Consider the following 20,764-nt stretch of genomic DNA (forward strand, 5'->3'; position numbering starts at 1 on the left):
TCGATTCCCCGTACCGTCAAAGTGGTGTGGTGACCCCCCACGCACCAGCGGTGAGGAGATGCGGTATGGCTGACGGCGAGATCGTGCTGGACCTTCCAACCATGCGGGTGTCTTACGAACACGGCGACCTGCAGGAGGGCGACCTCGCCGAGACCTGGCACGAGCAGTTGCAGCTCTGGCTCGACGACGCGCGGCAAGCGGGTCTGGCCGAGCCGAACGCCATGGTGCTGGCCACCGCCGGTCCGGACGGCTACCCGTCCTCGCGCACGGTGCTGGCCAAGGGCCTCAACGCCCGGGGGCTGGTGTTCTTCACCAACTACACCTCCGCCAAGAGCCACGACCTGATGGCCACCCGCGCCGCGTCGGCCACCTTCCCCTGGTACGGCCTGCACCGGCAGGCCACCGTGCGTGGCACGGTGGAGAAGGTCAGCCCGGCCGAGACCGCCGCCTACTGGGCGCAGCGGCCGCGCGGGTCACAACTGGGGGCGTGGGCGTCGCCGCAGTCGATCGTGGTGAGCGGGCGCGGGTCGCTGGAGTCGGCACTGGCCAATGTGGAGCGCCGGTTCGCCGACGCGGAGACCGTGCCGGTGCCGCCGCACTGGGGTGGCTGGCGGATCCAGCCGGAGATCGTGGAGTTCTGGCAGGGTCGCCGGGACCGGATGCACGACCGGCTGCGGTTCCGCCTCGGCCGCGCGGGCTGGAAGGTCGAGCGGCTCGGCCCCTGAGGGGTTCCGGGTCGGCTGTAAATCACAGGCGAGCAGGCCGTTAGTTAGCCTAAGCTAATAGTTTGTGAGCACTCAGACAGAGCGCCCCGCGCGCGCCAGCCGGGCCAGGGGAATCCTGGGGAAAGTCGTCATCGACACCCGGCCGCTGCGGATCCGCGACTACCGTCGCATGTGGGTGTCGACCGTCGTCACGGCGGTCGGCAGCCAGCTCACCGCCGTCGCCGTGCCCAAACAGGTCTACGACCTGACCGGGTCGTCCGGCTACGTCGGCCTGACCGGGGCGGTGGGGCTGGTCCCGCTGCTCGTGTTCGGCCTGTGGGGCGGTGCCATCGCCGACGCGGTGGACCGCCGCAAGGTCATGCTCTACAGCAACCTGGGTGTCGCGGTGACCTCCGGCCTGCTGTGGGCGCAGGCGTTCACGCAGATGCGCTCGGTGTGGGTGGTGCTGGTCCTGCTGGGACTGCAGCAGGCGTTCGTGGCGGTCAACATGCCCGCCCGCAGCGCCGCCGTCGCCCGGCTCGTCCCGCCGGAGCTCCTGCCGCCCGCGAACGCGCTGAGCTTCACCACGTTCACCTTCGGCATGGTGTTCGGCCCGCTGCTGGCCGGGGCGCTGATCCCGGTGCTCGGCCTGTCCACTTTGTACCTGATCGACACGGTCGCGCTGGTGGTCGCGTTCAGCTCGGTGTGGTTCCTGCCGCCCATCCCACCCGGTGAGAACGCCCGGCGCCAGGCGGGCATCTCCGCGATCGCCGACGGGTTCCGGTACCTGGCGCTGAAGAAGCTGCTGCTCGTGTCGTTCCTGGTGGACATCATCGCGATGGTCGCGGGCATGCCGCGCGCCCTGTTCCCGGAGATGGCCGAACGCACCTTCGGCGACCCGCCCGGCGGCGGCCCCGCCCTCGGCTGGCTCTACGCCGCCATCCCGATCGGCTCCGCCGTGTTCGGCCTGTTCTCCGGCGCGTTCGCCCGCATCCGCCGCCAAGGCGCCGTGATCGCCGTGTCGATCGTCGTCTGGGGCCTGGCCATGGCCGCCTTCGGCTTGACCAGCTCCATCCTGCTGGCCGCGCTGTTCCTCGGCCTCGGCGGCGGCGCCGACCTGATCAGCGCCGTCCACCGCAGCTCCATGCTGCAGACCGAGGCCACCGACGAGATGCGCGGCCGCATGCAGGGCGTCTTCACGGTGGTCGTCGCGGGCGGCCCCCGCATCGCCGACCTCGTGCACGGCTGGGGCGCCGCCATCTTCGGCACCGCCACCGCCGCGACCGTGGGCGGCATCCTGGTCGTCGTCCTGGTCATCGCCACCGTCGCCTGGCTTCCCGACTTCTGGCGCTTCCGGTTCACCCCGACCGAGGACCAGCCCGCCTCATGATCGTCCCGACCTGAGCAGCCCCCGAATCCAGCCTACGATCCGCCACCGACCAACCCGGAATCCGCCGGATGCGTTGTGGATGGACCGCGAGGATGTGGACAACTGGAGCCGCACCGGCGTGACCCTGGGCCAGTTTCTTGATCGCCCGCCCTCGGCAGCCCCCGAATCCAGCCTAACGGTGGGTGTCGAGGGAAACCGGGGTCGGCGGCGGTCTGTGGACAAGCCGCAGGGATGTGGGTGGCTGAAAGTGTCGCCCGGGGCATAGCCGGAGGAATTGCGGGGATGTGGACGACCTATCCACATCCCCGCAATTCCTCCACCAGGAGCCGAAGGTTCCGATGTCGGTCGATGCCCGCCGGTAGGCTGGATTCGGGGGCTGCTCAGGGCGGAACGATCACTCGGTGAAGGCGTGGAGTTCTTCGGCGTCGTGGGCGGAGAACAGGCGGACCTCGCCCGTGATCCCGCGAAGTCGTTCCTGGTTCCCCCGTCGAGCGTCGCCGTCGACCTGCATGAGGGTTTCGAACACCCGCATCCCCGGCGGGCACGACGGGGGGTTCTGCATCTCGGCCCGGTTGAAGTAGGCGTCCCCCGCGTGCAACAACCAGCCCGACGACGACTGGATCGCCACTCCACAATGTCCCCGCGTGTGCCCGGCCAACGGCACCAGCAGGAAGTCCGACGACAACCCCGCCAGTTCGCGCACCCCGTCGAACCCCATCCACGCCGAACCGCTGACCGGCTCGTACGTTTCCCACTTGGGCTCATGCGCCCAGTGCGCCTGCCGATACCGCTGTCGCTCGCCGCGGGTCGCCGGGGTCAGGGCCGCGCGCAGTTCCGGGCCGTACACGTGGACCCGGGCGTCGGGGAAGTCCGCCAACCCGCCTGCGTGGTCCAAATCCAGGTGCGTCAACACGATGTGCCGCACGTCCCCCGGTGCGTACCCGAGCGCCGCGAGTTGGCGCACCGCCGCCTGCGACGGGTCCCGAACCGGGCGGACGAGGGCGACGAACGGCGCGGGCAGGTTCGTCCGGGGGTTCGTCAGGTCTGCGACGCCGAACCCGGTGTCGACTAAGACGAGGCCGTCGTCCGCTTCCACCACGAGCACGTGGCAGACGATGTTCGCCGGGCGGAACAGGCCGGGGGAGCCGTCGACGAGGGTGCCGCCGAGGGGGCGCATGCTGCCGCAGTTGAGGTGGTGGACGCGCATGGTCAGCCTTTCAGCAGTGGGGCGAAGGTCTCGGCGACCGCGTACAGCGGGGTGGTGTCGCGGCGGTTGCGGGCGAGGAGTTGGGCCCCCTCGACCGCGGACAGGACGGCGGTGGCCAGGGTGTCCGCATTGGACAGACCGGACCGGTGGAGCGCGGCGCTGATCACGCTGTGCCACTGGGCGAAGGCGTCCGCGCAGGCCGCGCGCACCCGGTCCGAGTCGGCGTCGATCGCGACCGTCCCGATTGGACAGCCGTGGGCGAAGTCGGCGGCGGTGAGCTCGTCGGCCAGTACCCGCATCGCGTCGGCCAGGGCGTCGGCGGGGGTGGCGGCCCGGTCGAAGGTCTCGGTGATGCGGGTGCGGAACTCGGCGCCCGCCATGGTCACCGCCTCGGCGGCCAGTTGCTCCTTGCCCCCCGGGAAGTGGAAGTACAGCGACCCCTTCGGGAGTCCACCCGCGGCGAGCACCTGGTTCAGGCCGGTGCCGTGGTAGCCGTGCACGCGGAAGAGGTCGACGGCGGTGCGCAGGGTTCGGTCTCGGGTGTCGTTCCGACGGGGCACGACCGCGACTATACAGACCGGTCTAGTAAAAAGCAGCGCCGCTACCCTCGGGGCATGGCGGAGACCGAGATCAGTGCGGCGGGCGCGCGCGCCGTGATCACGACGACCGGGGCCACCCTGCGGCTGTTCGAGGTGGCGGGCGTCCCCTACCTGGAGACCTTCCCCGCGGGCGAGCCTGCCCCGATGGGGTCCGGCGCGGTACTGGTGCCGTGGCCGAACCGGGTCGCGAACGCCCGGTGGGCGCACAACGGCGAGGCGCTCCGGCTCGACGTCAGCGAACCGGCGCGCGGCAACGCGAGCCACGGGCTGGTGCGCCGGGAGACCTGGGAGGTCACCGAGGTCGACGCGGGCAGCGCGACCCTGGCCGTGACCATCGCCAAGCGCCCCGGCTGGCCGTTCGTCTTCCGGGCCACGATGACCTACGAGGTCGGCGAGCACGGCCTCAAGGTCACCCACGGCGTCGAGAACCTCGGCGACCAGCCGATGCCCTTCGGTGTCGGCGCGCACCCGTACCCGCGTCCCGGCCGTGCCGAGGTCGACGACTGCGTGCTGACCCTGGCCGCCACCACCCACCTGCCGCTCGACCCGACGACCATGACCCCGTCCGGCCCGGTCACCGCGATCCCCCGGTTCGCCCAGGTGGTCCGCGAGGTCACCCTCGACGACGCGTTCGGCGGGTGCGAGCCCGACGCGGACGGCCTGGTCCACCACACGCTGGTGCACCGCACCCCGCGCGGCCGATCGGGCGGCGTCGAGGTCTGGGCGGACCCGGTGTTCCGCTGGGTGCAGGTGTACACGCCGGACTCGTTCCCCGGGCACGACGGTGGCGCCGTCGCCATCGAGCCGATGACCTGCCCGCCCGATGCGCTGAATTCCGGCACGGATTTGCTCACCGTTCACCCCGGCGAGTGTTGGCGCGCGTCCTGGGGCATTACGCCGATAGGGTCGTCGGCGTGACTATCGCGGTAACTGGTGGATATGTCGTCCCGGTCGAGGGATCACCCATCGAGGGCGGCACGGTTCTGTTCGACAACGGCAAGATCGTCGCGGTCGGCTCGTCGCACGACGTCGAGATCCCGGACGACGCCGAGGTGGTGGACGCGTCCGGCTCGTGGGTGCTGCCCGGGTTCGTCGAGGCGCACGGGCACCTCGGCGTGCACGAGGAGGCCGAGGGCTGGGCCGGTCAGGACACCAACGAGATGACCGACCCGGTCACCGCGAAGGTGAAGGCGCTCGACGCGATCAACCCGGCCGACGAGGCGTTCCGCGACGCGCTCTCGGGCGGGGTCACCACGGTGGTCATCAAGCCCGGTTCCGGCAACGTCATCGGCGGCCAGACGGTCGCGGTGAAGACCTGGGGCCGCACCGTCGACGAGATGCTGCTGCGCGACCCGGTCTCGATGAAGAGCGCGCTGGGCGAGAACCCGAAACGGGTGTACGGGGACAAGAAGGTCATGCCGTCCACCCGGCTCGGCGTGGCCGCGGTCATCCGCGAGGCGCTGACCGGGGCGCAGGACTACAAGGCGCGCAAGGAACACGCCGCCGCCGAGGGGAAACCGTTCGACCGGGACCTCACCAACGAGGCGCTGGTCAAGGTCCTCGACGGTGAGCTGCCCTGGTGCCAGCACGCGCACCGCGCCGACGACATCGCCACCGCGCTGCGGCTGGCCGACGAGTTCGGCTACAAACTGGTGCTCAACCACGGCACCGAGGCGCACCTGCTGGCCGACCTGATCGTCGAGCGGGACGTCCCGGTGGTGATCGGCCCGCTGTTCACCACCCGGGTCAAGGTCGAACTGCGTCAGCGGACCCTGCGCAACCCGGGCATCCTGGCCCGCGCGGGCGCCCGGATCGCGATCACCACCGACCACCCGGTCGTGCCGATCAACTTCCTGGTGCACCAGGTGACCCTCGCCGTGAAGGAGGGCCTGGACGCGGAAACGGGTCTGCGCTCGATCACGGTGAACCCGGCGGAAATGATGGGAATCGGCGACCGGGTCGGTGTGCTGAAACCCGGAATGGACGCCGACGTGGTCATCTGGTCCGGTGACCCGCTGGATGTCATGAGCCGCGCGACGAAGGTTTTCGTCAACGGCGTTGAGGTTTACGCGTTCAACGAGAACACCGGTCTCGGCGAGACGAAGGACCCGTTCTACCGCGGCTGACCAACCGCCCCCGGGCCGATTCCGCCCGGGGGCGCACTCACGGGCGCGCGGCGGCGTCGATGATCTGGTCCACGGTGCTCTCCGGATTCTGGCCGCACGCGTACAGCACGCTCGCCACGATGTAGGGCTCGTCGCTGCGGTGGTGTTGGCCGTGGTTCTGGTAAGCGCGAACCATCAGGTCTCGTTGTTCGGTGTCGGTCAGCGCCCAGAACGTGTGGCACGGAGTGGACCCGTCCAACGGCGGTTTCTCGGTCATCCGCAGATAAATGGCGCGGCCGCCGAAGGCCAGCACCAGGACGAGCACCGCGGCGCCCGCTCCGAACAGGATTCGCCGCTGCGGCTTGGGATCCGGCGGCGCTGGGGTGCCGTCCGGGCTCCCGCCGGTCGACCGCACCAACTCGGCCAGGCCCTCGCGGAACGTCGGGTCGTCGGCGAATTCCGCCGCCAGCAGGTCGACCAGCGCGCGGCGCTGCCGCGGTCCGTGCGGGTCGGCTTCGAACAGGTCGAACGCGGAGGCCCGGCGAATCCGCCGGAGTCTGCCGACCACCGCGTCGAACAACGCGTCCGCAGGCCGCCGCCGCGGTCCCGATATGCGGTTGGTGACCAGCCCGGCCAGGATGTCGACGACCTGCTCGGCAAGGATCGGCTGGCTCATTATCACCCTCGTCCGCGTGACCGGCTGTGGCTCTCTATGGAATCGCGGCCGGATCGGTTGGTGTGAGGGGGTTGCGCGAGCGGGTTTTCGCCGTTTTACCAGCGAGGCCCTAACTGCCGGTGGCAGCGGTGGGAACTGTGCCGGTGGCGGGCGACTGTGGCGAGTCGCTCACATTCCGCGCAGGTGTCGGGCAATTACCATCCGCTGGATCTGGTTGGTTCCTTCGAAGATTTGAGGGACTTTCGCCTCTCGCATGAACCGTTCGACCGGGAAATCGCGGGTGTAGCCCGCGCCGCCGAGCACCTGGACCGCGTCGGTGGTCACCTTCATCGCCGCGTCGGTGGCGACCAGCTTGGCGATCGATGCCTGCCGGACGAACGGCAACCCGCGGTCGCGCCTGCGCGCCGCCTCCAGGTAGGTGGCCCGGGACGACTCCACCGCGGCCGCCATGTCGGCCAGCAGGAACTCCACCCCCTGGAACTGGATGATCGGCCGACCGAACTGGGCGCGCTGCTTCGCGTACGCCACCGCCTGGTCCAGCGCCGCCTGCGCCAGCCCCACCGCGCACGCCGCGATGCCGAGCCGACCCGAGTTCAGTGAGGTCAGCGCGATCTTGAGCCCCATGCCCTCCTCGTCGACCAACCGGTCGGCGGGCACCCTGGCGCCCTCGAACAGCACCTGGGTGGTGGTCGACCCGGTCAGGCCCATCTTCTTCTCCGGCGCGGTGAACACCAGGCCGGGCGTGGCCGCATCGATGAGCAGGCAACTGATGCCGCGGCCGCCGTCGTCGGACGTGCGCACCATGGTCGTGTAGAAGTCCGCCTGGCTACCGTGCGTGATCCACGCCTTGCTGCCGTTCACCACGTAGTCGTCGCCGTCTCGGCGGGCGCGGGTGCTCAGCGCGGAGGCGTCCGACCCGGCCTGGCTCTCCGACAGCGCGTACGCGCCCAGCAGGTCGCCGCCGAGCATGTCCGGCAACCAGCGCGCCCGCTGCTCGTCGGTGCCGTGCTCGGCCAGCGCGTAGCAGGACATCGTGTGCACGGACAGGCCGACGCCGACCGACATCCACGCGGTCGCGATCTCCTCCAGCACCTGCAGGTAGACCTCGTAGGACAGGCCCGAGCCACCCCACTTCTCCGGGTACGGCAGCCCGAGCAGGCCGCTGCGGCCGAGCAGCCGGAACTGCTCGCGCGGGAAGCGGCCCTGCTCCTCGTACTCGGCGGCGAGCGGGGTCAACTCGTCCCGGGCGATCTCCCGGGTCAGCTTCAGCAGGTCCTCCGCCTCGGTGGAGGGGAGCAGGCGGTCGGCAGGCATGTTCGGCCTCCGGGGTACCAGAACCAGTACTGCAGGACGCCCCACAGTACTGTTCCGGTGCGCGGGCTGTCGATACGCTGGGGGGATGACCAGGCGGAACCCGACGGCGCGGCAGGCGGCACTGCTGGAAGAACTGCTCGGGATCTTCCTCGCCGAGGGCTTCGCCGACGTCACCCTGGACGACTTCGCGGGCAGGCTGCGCTGCTCCAAGTCCACCCTGTACGCCCTCGCGCCGAGCAAGGAACAGCTCTCGGCGAGGGTCGTCGGCCACTTCTTCCGCGGCGCCACCGAGCGGATCGAGAAGCGGGTCGCGCTCGCCGTCGACGCCCGCGACCGGATCGCCCGCTACCTCGACGGCTGCGCCACCGAGCTCGGCCCGGCCTCGCCCCGGTTCGTCGCCGACGTCTCCGCCTTCGCCCCCACCCGCGCGATGTACCAGCGCAACGCCAAGGCCGCCGCCGCCCGTATCCGCGGCCTCATCCTCGACGGCGTCGCCGAGGGGCTGTTCCGCGACGTCCACGCCCATCTGGTCGCCGAGATGGCGGGCTGGCTCATCGAGGGCATCCAGCAGGGGGTGTTGGCCGAGCGGACCGGCGAGTCGGACGGAGTGGCCTTCGCCGCCCTCGCCGACCTGTTGCTGGTCGGCATCAACCGCGGTCCGGGTGGGATCGATCCGGCGGAACCCGCCGCCGGCCTGTGATACGTGTCCCAACCGTGCCCGCGGGCACCGGCCACGGCTGTCCGTAATGCGCGCGGAGCACTAGCGTAGGGGGCTCAGGACCCCAATGGGGCGGTGCTGCGTGATTCCGCACCTCGACCAGGGCCGTACCGGCTCGGCCGTCTCCGCCGCCCTGCCCGAGTGTGAGAGGTACTTGCATGCCCGACGGGACCGCTGTGCCCACCGGCACCGAGCAGACCGCTGCCCTCCGCTACCCCGGCGGCGAGCACGAGATGGCCATCGTGGCTGCGACTGAAGGCACGTCCGGTGTCGACCTGGGCAAGCTGCTGGCCAAGACCGGGTTGGTCACCCTCGACCCCGGCTTCGTCAACACGGCCTCCTGCTCGTCGGCCATCTGCTACATCGACGGCGACGCGGGAATCCTGCGCTACCGGGGATACCCGATCGAGCAGTTGGCGCAGCGCTCGAACTTCATCGAGGTCAGCTACCTGCTGATCTACGGTGAGCTGCCCAGCCAGGCCGAGCTGGACGACTTCTCGCACAAGATCAGCAGGCACACGCTGCTGCACGAGGAGCTGAAACGGTTCTTCGACGGCTTCCCGCGCGACGCGCACCCGATGCCGGTGCTCTCGTCCGCGGTGTCGGCGCTGTCCACCTTCTACCAGGACAGCTTGAAGCCGTTCGACTCCCACCACGTCGAGATCTCCACGATCCGGTTGCTGGCCAAGCTGCCCACCATCGCCGCCTACGCCTACAAGAAGTCCGTCGGCCAGCCGTTCCTCTACCCGGACAACTCCCTTGGCCTGGTGGAGAACTTCCTGCGGATGACCTTCGGCTTCCCGGCCGAGAACTACGACGTGGACCCGGTGCTGGTCCGCGCGCTGGACCAGTTGTTCATCCTGCACGCCGACCACGAGCAGAACTGCTCCACCTCGACCGTGCGGCTCGTCGGTTCCTCCGAGGCGAACCTGTTCGCCAGCATCTCCGCGGGCATCAACGCCCTCTTCGGCCCGCTGCACGGCGGGGCGAACAGCGCGGTCCTCGAGATGCTCGAAGGCATCCGCGACTCGGGCGGCGACGTCGACTCGTTCGTCAAGAAGGTGAAGAACAAGGAAGACGGCGTGAAGCTCATGGGCTTCGGGCACCGGGTCTACAAGAACTACGACCCGCGCGCCGCCATCATCAAGAAGACCGCGGACGAGATCCTCGGCAAGCTCGGCGGCGACGACTCGCTGCTCGACATCGCCAAGCAGCTCGAGGAGCACGCGCTGGCCGACGACTACTTCATCCAGCGCAAGCTCTACCCGAACGTGGACTTCTACACCGGCCTGATCTACCGCGCCATGGGTTTCCCGACCAAGTTCTTCACCGTCCTGTTCGCCCTCGGCCGCCTCCCCGGCTGGATCGCGCACTGGCGCGAGATGATGAACGACCCGGCCACCAAGATCGGCCGCCCTCGGCAGGTCTACACCGGCCACACCGAACGCGAGTACAAGACCCTCACCGAACGCTGAGCCCCGGCACGGCGGCACCGTCCCGATCCCGGGCCGGTGCCGCTTGTGCTTACCCGATCGGGTGGTCCGCCCGTTGTGCACGGTGGTATCCCGCTCGGTAGCGTTGCCCGCCGTGACTGAGTCCCCCTCGGTGGTCTGGTTCCGCCGCGATCTGCGCACCGGGGACAACCCCGTGCTGTCGGCAGCCGCGGAGCGGAGCCCACGAGCACTCGCCCTGTTCGTCCTGGACGACCGCCTGACCCACCCGTCCGGCGCCCCCCGCCTCGCCTTCCTGTACCGCTGCCTGCGCGACCTCGACCGCCAACTCACCGGCCGCCTGATGGTCGTCCACGGCAACCCGGTTGATGTGGTCCCGCGCGTGGCCAAGGCCATCGGCGCCGGTTCCGTCCACGTCTCAGCCGACTACGCCCCCTACGGCCACCAGCGCGACTCCGCCGTCGAACAAGCCCTCGACATCGACTTCGTCCGCACCGGCTCCCCCTACGCCGTCGCCCCCGGCCGCGTCCTCAAGTCCGATGGCACCCCCTTCAAGGTCTTCACCCCCTTCAGCCGCGCGTGGTCGGCTCACGGCTGGCGCGCTCCCGCCGACACCTCAGCGTCCACACTGGACTGGGTCGACCCCGCGGACAAGAGCGGTGGCCCCCGCCGCATCCACATCCCCGCCGATCCCACCCTCACCGCGGAATTGCCCCCCGCAGGCGAAAAAGCCGCCCACAACGCGTGGCAGGACTTCGATTTCAAGTCCTACGACAGGGATCGAGACCGCCCCGACCTCGACGCCACCAGCCGCATGTCCCCGTACCTCCGGTGGGGCTGCATCCACCCCCGCACCCTCCTCGCCGACCTCGACCACTCCGCCGGCGCCCACACGTACCAAACGGAACTGGCCTGGCGAGACTTCTACGCCGACGTCCTCTGGCACAACCCGGACTCCGCCCGCGAGAACTACAACCCCAAGTTCAACGCCATGCCCCACGACACCGACGAGACCCTCTTCCAAGCCTGGTGCCAAGGCAAAACCGGCTACCCCATCGTCGACGCGGGCATGCGCCAACTCCTCGCGGAGGGTTGGATGCACAACCGAGTCCGCATGATCGTCGCCAGCTTCCTGGTCAAAGACCTCCACCTCCCCTGGTGGACCGGCGCCCGCCACTTCATGCGCCACCTGGTCGACGGCGACCTGGCCTCCAACCAACACGGCTGGCAATGGACCGCAGGCACCGGCACCGACGCCGCCCCCTACTTCCGCGTCTTCAACCCCACCACCCAAGCCCACAAATTCGACCCCACCGGCACCTACATCAGACGGTACGTCCCAGAACTACGAAACACCCCCGACAAAAACGTCCACGCCCCAACAGGCGTCCCCAACTACCCGCCCCCCATCGTCGACCACGCCCACGAACGCCAAGTAGCCCTAGACCGCTACGGAAAAATCAAATAGAAACCAATCCCAGCGACGCCAACCCACTCCACCGCACCCCAAAAAAATCCAGCCCACATCGACAAAGGCCGCCAACCCGCCCCGCGCACCTCAAAACCCACCCCACATCGACGAAGCGCCACCCCCGCACCGCGCGCCTCGAAACCCGCCGATCCCAACCGCCCGTTGTGGTGGAGTTGTTTTGTTTGGGGGGAGCGGTGGCCTAAGCCGGCAGGCGGGTAAGGCCACGCTTTCCAGTGGCCCCGCCTTTTAGCCTTACCCAGGCTGCCGCTAGGGGCCCCAAACAAAACAACTTCACCACAACGGGCACCACCGCTTTAATCTGGCGCCAAAGGCCGGCGTCGCCGCCAGGCGACCAGGCCGAACCCCGAGGCGCAGCCGAGGCCCAGTGCCCCTCAAGACTTCCGCAAAGCATCCCGCAACGGCAACCGAGGCCCAGTCCGCAATACCGCCCCCGCATAAATCCGCCCCGCCAGCCACGTCAACCCCCCCACCGCCCCCACCATCAACACCACAGCCACCATCACCTGCCACCCCGTCGCCACCCCCAACGCCATCCTCCCCGGCAGCAGAATCGGCGCAAACGGCGGCAACACCGACAGCACCGCCGTCGCACTCGCGTTAGGCGCCCGCGTCAACAACCCAAACCCCAGCACGAACGCCAACACCAACACCGACGTAATCGGCAACAGCACCGACTGCGTCTCCTCCTGCCGCGACACCAACGACCCCGCCGCCGCGAACACCGTCGCGTAGAACAAATACCCCAGCAGATACCACAACAACCCCCACAGCAGCGTCCCCAGCGCCGCCCCCGGAATCGTCAGAACCCCCGTCACAACAGCCAGCACCGTCCCAACCCCACCAACGACGGTCAACTGCGCCAGCCCCACCAGCCCGAGCCCAACAACCTTCCCGGCCAACAACTCCCACGGCCGCACCGTCGCCAGCAGGATCTCCACGACCCGACTGGACTTCTCCTCCACCACCCCTTGCGCCACCATCGTCCCGTACAGCAGCAACGACAGGTACAGCAACGCGACGATCACCAACGCCATCGCCAGCCGCTCGTCGTGCGTCGGATCGGGCGCGCGCAACGACCGCACGTCCACCGTCGAGTCGGCGACTGTCGCGAGGACCTGGTCCGGGTCCAGGTCTTCGACCGATGCGAGTTGCGCCCGCAGCACTTCCCGCTGGACCAACGTGTTCAGCGCCCGCCGCAGGTTCTCGTCCAGGGATTCGTCCACCACCACGTGCAGCGCGGCGGGCGTCCCCGTCACCAACGCGTCCAGGTCCCCGTCGGTGATCTGCGACTCGCCCGCGGCCGGGTCCCGGACCGTGCTGACCCGCACCTCGAGACCGCGCGCGCGAGCCTCCTCGGTCAGCGGTTCGGCGATGGCCGCCGCCTGCCCGGAGAGCCCGACCCTGGTGACCCGCTCGCCGCCGAACACCGTGCTCTCCATCAGGATGAACACGACCAGGACGGCGATCGACACGGCCGTGCCGACCAGGAAGGACCGTGCGCGCAGCCGGGTCCGCAGCTCCCGCCGCGCGACCAGCCACACCGTGCGCCGCGGTGTCACCGGCTGCCCACTCCCACGACGTCACGGTACAGCTCGGCCAGTGACGGGTGGTGGTGGGTGAAGCCGCGCACCGGGCCGGTGGCCAGCGCCGCGGCCAGGATCGGCTGGTCGTCGGTGCCCGGTCGGACGCGCAGCCTGGTCTGTCCGTTGTGGACATCCAGCACGGTCACCCCCGGCAGTCGGTCGGCCCAGCCCGCCGGTGCCAGCGGCGCGTCGACCACCAAAGTGCTCCCGGCGCCCGCGCGCAACCGCGACACGCTGCCGCAGGCCACGAGTCGACCCGCCTGGATGATGCCGACCCGGTCGCACAGCCGTTCCACCAGGTCGAGCTGGTGGCTGGAGAACAGCACCGGCACCCCGGCCGCGGCCCGCTCGCGCAGCACCTCGGCCAGCACGTCCACCGCCAGCGGGTCCAGCCCGGAGAATGGCTCGTCGAGGACCAGCAGCACGGGGTCGTGCACCAGGGCGGCCGCCAGTTGCACCCGCTGCTGGTTGCCCAGGCTGAGCCGCTGGACCTCGGTGTCGCGGTGCTCGCGCAGGCCCAGCCGCGCCGCCCAGTGTTCAGCGGCCCGGTGTGCGGCGTTCACGTCGGCACCGTGCAGTTCGGCGAGGTAGACGAGCTGGTCGAGCACGCGCATCCGCGGGTAGAGGCCGCGTTCCTCCGGGAGGTACCCGAACCGGCGGCGGGTCGGGTGGTCGACCGGGTGCCCGGACCAGCGGACCGACCCGGCGTCCGGCGTCACCACGCCCAGCACGACCCGCATGGTGGTGGTCTTGCCCGCGCCGTTGCCGCCCACGAAACCGAACAGCTCACCGGGCCGCACACCGAAGGACACGTCGTCGCAGGCGAGCACGTCGCCGTACCGCTTGCTGACCCCGTCGACCTCCAGCACTGGCCCTCCATCGTCGTCCGCCACCGGTCCCGGCCTCGACAGCGGCACGGCGCCCGCCCAAGTATCCCGGGTCTGGTCACCGGGCGGTCCGGTGCGCCTGCAAACGAGTTGGCCGATTGCCGCCCGGGGCGGAACCGAACGCGCGATGCTCCGTCCAACAGGGCGGATGCACCAGGCAGGACCAAACGACGTACCTGGGAAGGGCGTGGCGATGAACCCCGATCAGTGGCTCGCGCAGTACGACGAGACGCTGCAGCGGACCGCGGCGAGCGCGCAGAAGGCGGAGAAGGCGCTGCGCGAGGTCCACGGCGTGGCCACGTCGTCGGACGGGGAGGTCACCGTCCGGGTGACCGCCTCCGGCGTGACCACCGACCTGGTGCTGCGGCCCGGCGTGCGGGAACTGGAGCCCGAGCACCTGGCCAGGGTCATCCTCGACGTGACCCGCCAGGCCCAGCGGGACGCGGGCGCCCAGGTGGTCGCCGCCATGCAGGACCTGGTCGGCGACTCGGCGGCGCTCGACATCGTCAAGTCGTACCTGCCGCAGGGCCACACCGGGGACGAGGTGGACGGCCCACCCGCGGCCAAGCCCCGGGAACGGCGCTCCGACGACGAGTACTTCGACAACCCCCCGGAAGTCGTCCACTAGACCCCAAGGCGGATCTGATCATGGGTACAGGGTTCAACGTCAACGTGGCGGAGTTGCGGGTGCACGCGGGCAGCGTCGCCACCTGCTCCGCGCAGGCGCAGGCGGCGACCGGGGCGACGCAGTCGGTCTCGGACGCCGCGTTCGGGATGATCGGCCAGTTCTTCGCCACCGCGATCATGGCCGCCTGCGGGGACGTGCTGCAGGGCATCCAGAAGGTGGCGACCGCGATCGACGACGTCCGCAAGGGTGTGGAGGCCGTCGCCCGCGACTACGAGCAGATCGACTCCGGCAACGCGGCCACCTTCGGCGGGAAGGCGTAACAGCGGTGACCACCACAGCCAGCACCACCGGGCAGACCAGCAGCCAGCAGGCGGTCGCCTCGCTCGGCACCGACATCAAGGGCGTCAAGTCCGCCATCGACAGCGGCGACTGGCTCGCCGCGGGCATGTCCATCACCAACACCGCGATGGACATCATCAACATCGCGGGCGACCCGCTCGGCGCGGCCGCCTCGGCCGGGTTCGGCTGGATCATCCAGCACATCAAGTTCCTGCGCGAGCCGTTCGACAAGCTGCTCGGCGACGCGAACTCGATCCTGAGCTCGGCCCAGGGCTGGACCAAGGCGGGCACCCAGTTGGTCCAGGCCGCCGACAAGTACCGCGACGCGGTGAAGTCGCAGACCTGCAACTGGCAGGGCGCCGCGAGCGACGCCTACCGGCGCACCGCGTCCACCCACGCCGACGGCCTCGACGCGCTCGCCGAGGTCAGCAAGGGCGTCGGCCAGGCGATCAGCGGCGCGGGCCAGTTGCTCGCCGACGTGCGCAAGACCGTGCTGGACTTCATCACCCAGTGCGTGCAGAAGGTCATCATGATCATCATCGAGGCGCTGGCCAAGTCCTGGCTGAGCTTCGGGGCCAGCATCGCCGAGGGCATCGCCCGGTCGGTCGCCCAGGCCGTGCAGACCGCGCAGAAGGTCGCGAGCAAGGTCCAGAAGTTCGTCTCCTCGCTGCAGAAGATCATGTCCACCGTCCAGAAGATCGTGAACCTGGCCAAGGCGGTCAAGCAGCTCTTGCAGACCCTCGGCGGCAAGGCCACCACCTCGCCGAGCGCGACCACCACCCAGGCCCCGGCCATCAACACCACCGGCATCGACGCGGCGTCCAACGCCCAGTACACCAACCCGAACAGCGTCACCGGGCCCACGTACACCCAGACCGCACCGCCGAACTACAGCTACAACCAGTACCAGCCCGGCGCGACCGGCAGCGGCCCCACGTACACCCAGAACCCGGTGCCCGCGTACAACGGCTACCAGCAGCCGTCGGGGAACGCGTCCGGCCTGCCGACGTACAGCCAGTCGTCGACCGTGCCGTCGTACACCGGCTACCAGCAGCCGACCGGCGGAACGTCCGGCCTGCCCACGTACGGCCAGACGTCGTCGGTGCCGTCGTACCCGGGGTACCAGCAGCCGACCGGCGGGACGACCGGTGTGCCGACGTACGGCCAGACCGGGGTACCCGGCCAGGTCTCGCAGGTGAAGCTGCCCAACGGTTCCACCGCCACCACGCCGCTCGGCCCCAGCGGAGCGCCCCCGACCCCCGGCGCCCCGGCGTCCCTTGTGGACCGCGCCCGCTGGATCGGTGCCGCCGTGGAGATCCTGATCGACCACGGCGTGGACCCGTCCAAGATCGACGCGGGTCAGATCGCCCAGATCATCGACCGCACCTCCGGCGGCAACCCGCACGCGATCGACATGCAGGACCCCAACGCCGCCAACGGGTTCCCGCCCAAGGGCATCACCCAGATCACCGACCCGGTGTTCCAGCAGCACCAGGTTCCCGGCTACGACAACATCTGGGAGCCGGTCGACAACATGCTCGCGGGCGTGAAGTACTTCCTCGCCGAGTGGGGTTCGCTCGTCGTCGCCATGCAGACGGTGTTCGGGGGAGCGCAGCCCGGCCAGGTCACGCCGCAGTAGGGGTTTCTCGCTCCGGAACCGCCGTCGCCCACCCTCGGGCGGCGGCGGTTCTGCTATCGCGGCAAGCCTTGGCGGGCGCGGTTCACCAGGTCCTCCACCACGGGGCGCGCGGACTCGGCGTCAGCGGGGACGAGCCCGATGCGGGTGCGGCGGTGCAGGACGTCGTCGGCGGTGAGGGCGCCTTCGTGCCGCACGGCCCAGACGACCTCGGCGGCGGTGACCGGGCTGCCGGGCGCGACCGGGCGGGCGAGGTCGGGATCGAGCTGTCCCATGGCAGCGATGGTGGGCGCTTCGGTGCCGTAGCGGGCGACCAGCCGCTGTGGAGCGTCCAGAGTGGACAGAGTCGGGCGCGGCGCGGCGCCGACCAGGGGGAGGGCGCGGGTGGGGGAGGGGCCCGCGGCGAGACCGGCGAGGGTGGTGGCCGCGTCAATCGCGTCGGCCGCCATGCGGCGGTAGGTGGTGAGCTTGCCGCCGACAACGGTGACGGTGTTGCCGTGGGTGAGCACCGCGTGGTGGCGGGACAGGTCGGCGCTGCTGCCGGGCGCGTCGACGAGCGGCCGCAGTCCCGCGAACGACCCGAGGACGTCGGCACGGGTGAGCCTGCACTCCAGCGCCGACGACGCCACGTCGAGCAGGAAGTCCACATCGGACTCGGGAACGGTCGGCACATCGGGCAGGTCGTCGACGGGCTCATCGGTCAGTCCGATGTAGACTCGCCCGTCATCCTGCGGGAGGACCACGACGAACCGCCCGAAACTCCCCGGGATCGGGACGGTCAGCGCGGTCACCCCGCAGTTGACCGCGGATCCGGCGACCACCAGATGCGAGCCGCGAGACGGCCGCAGCCGGACAGCCGGGACAAGACCACCCGCCCACACCCCGGTCGCGTTGACCACCACCTTGGCCCGGACCTCGAAGGACGCCTCGGTGGTGCCGTCCACGGCCGCGACCGCGCCGCGCTCGATACCGACAACCCTGGCCTTCGTGATGATCCGCGCGCCGAGCCCCGCCGCCGTCCTGGCAAGCGCGACGACCAGCCGCGCGTCGTCCACGAGCTGTCCGTCGAACGACAACAACCCGCCACGCAGCCCCGCCATGCGCAGCCCAGGGGCCAGCGCCAACGACTCGGCGGCGGACACCCGGCGGGGCCGGGGAAGCAGGCTGGACGGAGTACGAGCCGCACGCCGCAGCGCGTCACCCGCGAGCAGCCCGGTGAAGGTAAGCCCCGCGTCCCGACCGGACACAGGCTGGTGCAACGGCACGAGTTGGGGCAGCGCGCGGGTCAGATGCGGGGCCGTGCGCCCCATCAGGACCCCGCGCTCGACGGCACTCTCGTGGGCCAGCCCGACATCGCCTTTCGCCAGGTAGCGCAACCCTCCGTGCACAAGCTTGCTCGACCACCGAGACGTCCCGAACGCCAGGTCTTCCGCCTCCAACAACGCCACCGACAGCCCCCGCGCGGCAGCATCCAGAGCGACCCCCGCACCGGTAACACCCCCACCGATCACAAGTACGTCAACCACAGCGCCGTCGACAAGAGCGGCAAGGTCGGCGGCACGCCGTTCGGCGTTGAGCGCAGTGTTCATGTCGGCTCCGGTCTGAGCTGGTCCTGCGGTTGGTCAGTACGGCCGGGCGATGGTGTCCTGGCCGGCGTGCGGGGTGTCATGTGTGGCGGGAGGCGGTGCGGGACGACTGGGTGTCGAGTGTGTGGTGCGCGAGGCGGTGGATGCGGCGCGGTAGGTGGTGGGCGCGGTGCGTGGTCTGCGGAGAGGTGCGGTGCGGGAGGCGGTGGGAGTGGTCTGCGGAGCGAGGGTGTGGGTGGTGTGGGTGTGGTGTGCGGTGCGAAGGCGTGGGTGCCGGGTGTGTGGTGCGGAGAGGTGCGGTGCGGGTGTCGGGTGCGGAGGCGTGAGTGCGGGTTTGCGTGGGGTGGGGTGTTCGGGGGTGTCAGGCGGGTTCGGGTTTGAGGGCGGCGTCGAGCAGGTGGGCCAGTTCGGTGAACAGGGCGGTGGCTGGGATGTCGGCGGTGGCGGGGCTGTGTGAGAGAACGAAGGACTGGGCGACCAGCAGCAGCGCCCTGGCCTGTACGGCTGGGTTGCCTGTGCGGATGGAGCCGTCCTCGTGGCCGGCTAGTAGTTGGGCGAGCAGGAACTGCTCGGCGATGTGTTGGGTGCTGCCCAGCCGCTCGACTACGTACGGCAGCACGAGTTCGCCGTCGCGGTCGAGCACGGTGCGCATCAGGGGGTCGGCCACGATCGCGCGGACTCCGGCGACCGCGCCCGCGACCAGCCGGGACCGGGCGTGGTGGCCGTCGGCGGCCCGGTTGGTGCGGGCCAGCAGGGCGCCGAACTCGCGGGTCATCAGCGCGGCGAGCAGGCTTCGCACGTCCGGGAACCGCCGGTACAGCGTCATCCGGCTCACCCCGGCACCGCGGGCCACGTCGGTCAGCGTGGTGCGGCGCACCCCCTGGGCCAGCACGCAGTCGCGAGCGGCGTCCAACAGGACGTCGTCGTCCACCCGGGTGGGCGAAACTGTGTGACGTTTTAACGTCATATGTCACACTCTATTCGTGAACGGTTCTGTGGACCACCTCGACCACCGGGTGCGCGGCGGCTGGACCCCGAGCGGGGCCGCCGACACGGGCCTGCCCGCGCACGCGAGCCGGTGGCTGGGTGCGCGGACCGGGTTGACCCCCAGGGACACGCCGGTCGCCCCCGACTCCGGCTTGGCGGTGCCCGAGTCGGGACTGCCCGCCGCAGTGCGGTCCGTCCTTGCCGACATTGTCGGCGTGGAGCACGTGCTGGTCGAGCGGGATGAGCGGTTGGGTCGAGCCGGTGGACTGTCCTACCTGGACCTGCTGGCCCGCCGCGGCGCCGGTGAGCTGCCCGTACCGGATGCCGTCGTCGTCCCGGCCGACCCCGAGCAAACCCGTAGGGTCGTGTTGGCCTGCGCGACCCATGACGTCGGAATCGTCCCGTTCGGTGGCGGAACGTCCGTTGTCGGCGGTGTCTCGGCCCGCCGCGGCGACAAGACCGCCGTGGTGGTCCTCGACCTCCACCGCCTCGACCGACTCGTCTCCGTCGACCCGGTCTCCCGACTCGCCGTGTTCCAGGCAGGTGTGGTCGCCCCCGACGCCGAGCGGATGTTGGCGGAACACGGCTTCACCCTCGGCCACGTCCCCCAGTCGTTCGAACGAGCCACCCTCGGCGGCTTCGCCGCCACCCGCTCCTCCGGTCAGGCCTCCGCGGGCTACGGCCGCTTCGAGGACATGGTCCAAGGCGTCCGCCTGGCCACCCCCCGCGGCGAATGGCGCCTAGGCGTCGCCCCGGCCTCCGCCGCAGGCCCCGACCTCCGTCAGCTCGTGGTCGGCAGCGAGGGCGCTTTCGGCGTGATCACCGAGGTGACCGTCCGAATCCGCCCCACCCCTACCCACCACCGCTACGAGGCCTTCATCGTCGACGGCTTCGCCGCGGGCGCCGACCTGGTCCGCACCCTCGCCCAAAACGACGCCCTGGGCACCGTCACCCGCCTGTCCGACCCCGAGGAAACCGACCTGGCCCTGACCCTCACCGGCGGCTGGAAAACCGCCCTGGTCCGCGCCTACCTCAAGGCCCGCCGCATCACCACCCCCTGCCTCCTGATCATCGGCTGGGAAGCCCACTCCCGCACCGCCCTCAACTCCCGCCGCCGCACCACACTCAGCTTCCTCAGGACCAGCTCCCGCAAGCCCGGTCTCCTCAAGCCCAGCTTCCCCAAGTCCCACCTCCCCACCCACCTCGACTTCTCCACCCACCACCTCCCCGGCGACGCCCGCATCCCCGACCATCCCGACTTCTCCGCTCACCATGCCCCCGACGATGCCCGTCTTCCCGACGATGCCCGTCTTCCCGACGATGCCCGTCTTCCCGACGATGCCCGTCTTCCCGACGATGCCCGTCTCCCCGACGATGCCCGTCTTCCCGACGATGCCCGTCTTCCCGACGATGCCCGTCTTCCCGACGATGCCCGTCTTCCCGACGATGCCCGTCTTCCCGA

At 70.3% G+C, this 20,764-nt stretch carries 19 protein-coding genes; 11 read left to right on the plus strand and 8 right to left on the minus strand.

Features of this window, described 5'->3' with window-relative positions; genetic code table 11:
* The first annotated feature begins 65 nt into the window (after nucleotides 1-65).
* Both pdxH and H504_RS0123270 read left to right on the plus strand, forming a co-directional pair.
* Nucleotides 66-725, plus strand: a complete 660-nt coding sequence (gene pdxH, locus H504_RS0123265; protein ID WP_026424737.1) for a pyridoxamine 5'-phosphate oxidase — start codon at nucleotides 66-68, stop codon at nucleotides 723-725.
* Between the two features lie 64 nt (nucleotides 726-789).
* Nucleotides 790-2,094, plus strand: a complete 1,305-nt coding sequence (locus H504_RS0123270) for an MFS transporter (protein WP_051386174.1) — start codon at nucleotides 790-792, stop codon at nucleotides 2,092-2,094.
* A gap of 394 nt (nucleotides 2,095-2,488) precedes the next feature.
* On the opposite strand, the gene H504_RS0123275 is transcribed toward H504_RS0123270, so the two are convergent.
* Together H504_RS0123275 and H504_RS0123280 are read right to left on the minus strand one after the other, a co-directional pair.
* A complete protein-coding gene (locus H504_RS0123275) occupies nucleotides 2,489-3,301 on the minus strand; it encodes an MBL fold metallo-hydrolase (RefSeq protein ID WP_026424739.1) in 813 nt (270 codons plus the stop codon).
* 2 nt (nucleotides 3,302-3,303) lie between these two features.
* The gene (locus tag H504_RS0123280) at nucleotides 3,304-3,861 is read right to left on the minus strand and encodes a TetR/AcrR family transcriptional regulator (RefSeq protein WP_026424740.1); all 558 of its coding nucleotides are present in this window, start codon (nucleotides 3,859-3,861) and stop codon (nucleotides 3,304-3,306) included.
* Between the two features lie 54 nt (nucleotides 3,862-3,915).
* Here H504_RS0123280 and H504_RS0123285 point away from each other — a divergent pair, with 54 nt between their 5' ends.
* Both H504_RS0123285 and H504_RS0123290 read left to right on the plus strand, forming a co-directional pair.
* Nucleotides 3,916-4,818 carry an aldose 1-epimerase family protein gene (locus H504_RS0123285; protein WP_026424741.1) on the plus strand — a complete coding sequence of 301 codons (903 nt, stop codon included), beginning with the start codon at nucleotides 3,916-3,918 and terminating at the stop codon, nucleotides 4,816-4,818.
* Nucleotides 4,815-6,026: an amidohydrolase gene (locus H504_RS0123290; protein ID WP_026424742.1), complete on the plus strand. Its 1,212-nt coding sequence runs from the start codon at nucleotides 4,815-4,817 to the stop codon at nucleotides 6,024-6,026. The genes H504_RS0123285 and H504_RS0123290 overlap by 4 nt, the downstream gene beginning before the upstream one ends.
* Before the next feature lie 37 nt (nucleotides 6,027-6,063).
* On the opposite strand, the gene H504_RS0123295 is transcribed toward H504_RS0123290, so the two are convergent.
* Nucleotides 6,064-6,681, minus strand: coding sequence for a hypothetical protein (locus tag H504_RS0123295; RefSeq protein WP_026424743.1), 618 nt, complete (start codon nucleotides 6,679-6,681; stop codon nucleotides 6,064-6,066).
* 168 nt (nucleotides 6,682-6,849) lie between these two features.
* On the minus strand, nucleotides 6,850-7,995 hold the full coding sequence (locus H504_RS0123300; RefSeq protein WP_026424744.1) for an acyl-CoA dehydrogenase family protein: 1,146 nt from the start codon (nucleotides 7,993-7,995) through the stop codon (nucleotides 6,850-6,852).
* 85 nt (nucleotides 7,996-8,080) lie between these two features.
* Between H504_RS0123300 and H504_RS36590 the strand changes: the two genes are divergently transcribed.
* The 3 genes from H504_RS36590 to H504_RS0123315 all read left to right on the plus strand — a co-directional run bounded on the left by H504_RS36590 (nucleotide 8,081) and on the right by H504_RS0123315 (nucleotide 11,632).
* Nucleotides 8,081-8,695: a TetR/AcrR family transcriptional regulator gene (locus tag H504_RS36590; RefSeq protein ID WP_051386175.1), complete on the plus strand. Its 615-nt coding sequence runs from the start codon at nucleotides 8,081-8,083 to the stop codon at nucleotides 8,693-8,695.
* A gap of 176 nt (nucleotides 8,696-8,871) precedes the next feature.
* Nucleotides 8,872-10,188: a citrate synthase gene (locus tag H504_RS0123310; RefSeq protein WP_035305616.1), complete on the plus strand. Its 1,317-nt coding sequence runs from the start codon at nucleotides 8,872-8,874 to the stop codon at nucleotides 10,186-10,188.
* A 112-nt stretch (nucleotides 10,189-10,300) separates the two neighbouring features.
* Entirely contained in the window at nucleotides 10,301-11,632 is a 1,332-nt protein-coding gene (locus H504_RS0123315) for a cryptochrome/photolyase family protein (RefSeq protein WP_035305619.1), read from the plus strand.
* A 395-nt stretch (nucleotides 11,633-12,027) separates the two neighbouring features.
* Here H504_RS0123315 and H504_RS0123320 read toward each other — a convergent pair whose 3' ends face one another.
* Nucleotides 12,028-13,215, minus strand: coding sequence for an ABC transporter permease (locus tag H504_RS0123320; protein WP_026424747.1), 1,188 nt, complete (start codon nucleotides 13,213-13,215; stop codon nucleotides 12,028-12,030).
* Entirely contained in the window at nucleotides 13,212-14,105 is an 894-nt protein-coding gene (locus H504_RS0123325; RefSeq protein ID WP_026424748.1) for an ABC transporter ATP-binding protein, read from the minus strand. Before H504_RS0123325 ends, H504_RS0123320 begins: the two co-directional genes overlap by 4 nt.
* A 214-nt stretch (nucleotides 14,106-14,319) precedes the next feature.
* Between H504_RS0123325 and H504_RS0123330 the strand changes: the two genes are divergently transcribed.
* The 3 genes from H504_RS0123330 to H504_RS38980 are packed head-to-tail and all read left to right on the plus strand — an operon-like array spanning nucleotide 14,320 to nucleotide 16,732.
* A complete protein-coding gene (locus tag H504_RS0123330; protein WP_026424749.1) occupies nucleotides 14,320-14,754 on the plus strand; it encodes a YbaB/EbfC family nucleoid-associated protein in 435 nt (144 codons plus the stop codon).
* Nucleotides 14,755-14,774: 20 nt separating this feature from the next.
* A complete protein-coding gene (locus H504_RS0123335) occupies nucleotides 14,775-15,074 on the plus strand; it encodes a type VII secretion target (protein WP_026424750.1) in 300 nt (99 codons plus the stop codon).
* A 5-nt stretch (nucleotides 15,075-15,079) separates the two neighbouring features.
* Nucleotides 15,080-16,732: a hypothetical protein gene (locus H504_RS38980; protein WP_051386176.1), complete on the plus strand. Its 1,653-nt coding sequence runs from the start codon at nucleotides 15,080-15,082 to the stop codon at nucleotides 16,730-16,732.
* A 53-nt stretch (nucleotides 16,733-16,785) separates the two neighbouring features.
* Here the strand turns inward: H504_RS38980 and H504_RS0123345 are convergent, their stop codons facing one another.
* Both H504_RS0123345 and H504_RS36600 read right to left on the minus strand, forming a co-directional pair.
* Nucleotides 16,786-18,318, minus strand: a complete 1,533-nt coding sequence (locus tag H504_RS0123345) for a glycerol-3-phosphate dehydrogenase/oxidase (protein WP_026424751.1) — start codon at nucleotides 18,316-18,318, stop codon at nucleotides 16,786-16,788.
* 358 nt (nucleotides 18,319-18,676) lie between these two features.
* Nucleotides 18,677-19,282, minus strand: coding sequence for a TetR/AcrR family transcriptional regulator (locus H504_RS36600; protein ID WP_051386177.1), 606 nt, complete (start codon nucleotides 19,280-19,282; stop codon nucleotides 18,677-18,679).
* A 16-nt stretch (nucleotides 19,283-19,298) separates the two neighbouring features.
* Here H504_RS36600 and H504_RS42655 point away from each other — a divergent pair.
* A partial coding sequence (locus tag H504_RS42655; RefSeq protein ID WP_245614424.1) for an FAD-binding oxidoreductase occupies nucleotides 19,299-20,764 on the plus strand: 1,466 nt, incomplete at its 3' end.

Source organism: Actinokineospora inagensis DSM 44258 (assembly GCF_000482865.1).
GTDB classification, from domain to species: Bacteria; Actinomycetota; Actinomycetes; order Mycobacteriales; family Pseudonocardiaceae; genus Actinokineospora; species Actinokineospora inagensis.

Excerpts from the sequence above, each read along its gene's own strand:
- pdxH (WP_026424737.1), top strand. The coding sequence starts at position 66 with ATGGCTGACGGCGAGATCGTGCTGGACCTTCCAACCATGCGGGTGTCT.
- H504_RS0123275 (WP_026424739.1), bottom strand. The coding sequence starts at position 3,301 with ATGCGCGTCCACCACCTCAACTGCGGCAGCATGCGCCCCCTCGGCGGC.
- H504_RS0123285 (WP_026424741.1), top strand. The coding sequence starts at position 3,916 with ATGGCGGAGACCGAGATCAGTGCGGCGGGCGCGCGCGCCGTGATCACG.
- H504_RS0123295 (WP_026424743.1), bottom strand. The coding sequence starts at position 6,681 with ATGAGCCAGCCGATCCTTGCCGAGCAGGTCGTCGACATCCTGGCCGGG.
- H504_RS0123300 (WP_026424744.1), bottom strand. The coding sequence starts at position 7,995 with ATGCCTGCCGACCGCCTGCTCCCCTCCACCGAGGCGGAGGACCTGCTG.
- H504_RS36590 (WP_051386175.1), top strand. The coding sequence starts at position 8,081 with ATGACCAGGCGGAACCCGACGGCGCGGCAGGCGGCACTGCTGGAAGAA.
- H504_RS0123310 (WP_035305616.1), top strand. The coding sequence starts at position 8,872 with ATGCCCGACGGGACCGCTGTGCCCACCGGCACCGAGCAGACCGCTGCC.
- H504_RS0123330 (WP_026424749.1), top strand. The coding sequence starts at position 14,320 with ATGAACCCCGATCAGTGGCTCGCGCAGTACGACGAGACGCTGCAGCGG.
- H504_RS0123335 (WP_026424750.1), top strand. The coding sequence starts at position 14,775 with ATGGGTACAGGGTTCAACGTCAACGTGGCGGAGTTGCGGGTGCACGCG.
- H504_RS0123345 (WP_026424751.1), bottom strand. The coding sequence starts at position 18,318 with ATGAACACTGCGCTCAACGCCGAACGGCGTGCCGCCGACCTTGCCGCT.
- H504_RS36600 (WP_051386177.1), bottom strand. The coding sequence starts at position 19,282 with ATGACGTTAAAACGTCACACAGTTTCGCCCACCCGGGTGGACGACGAC.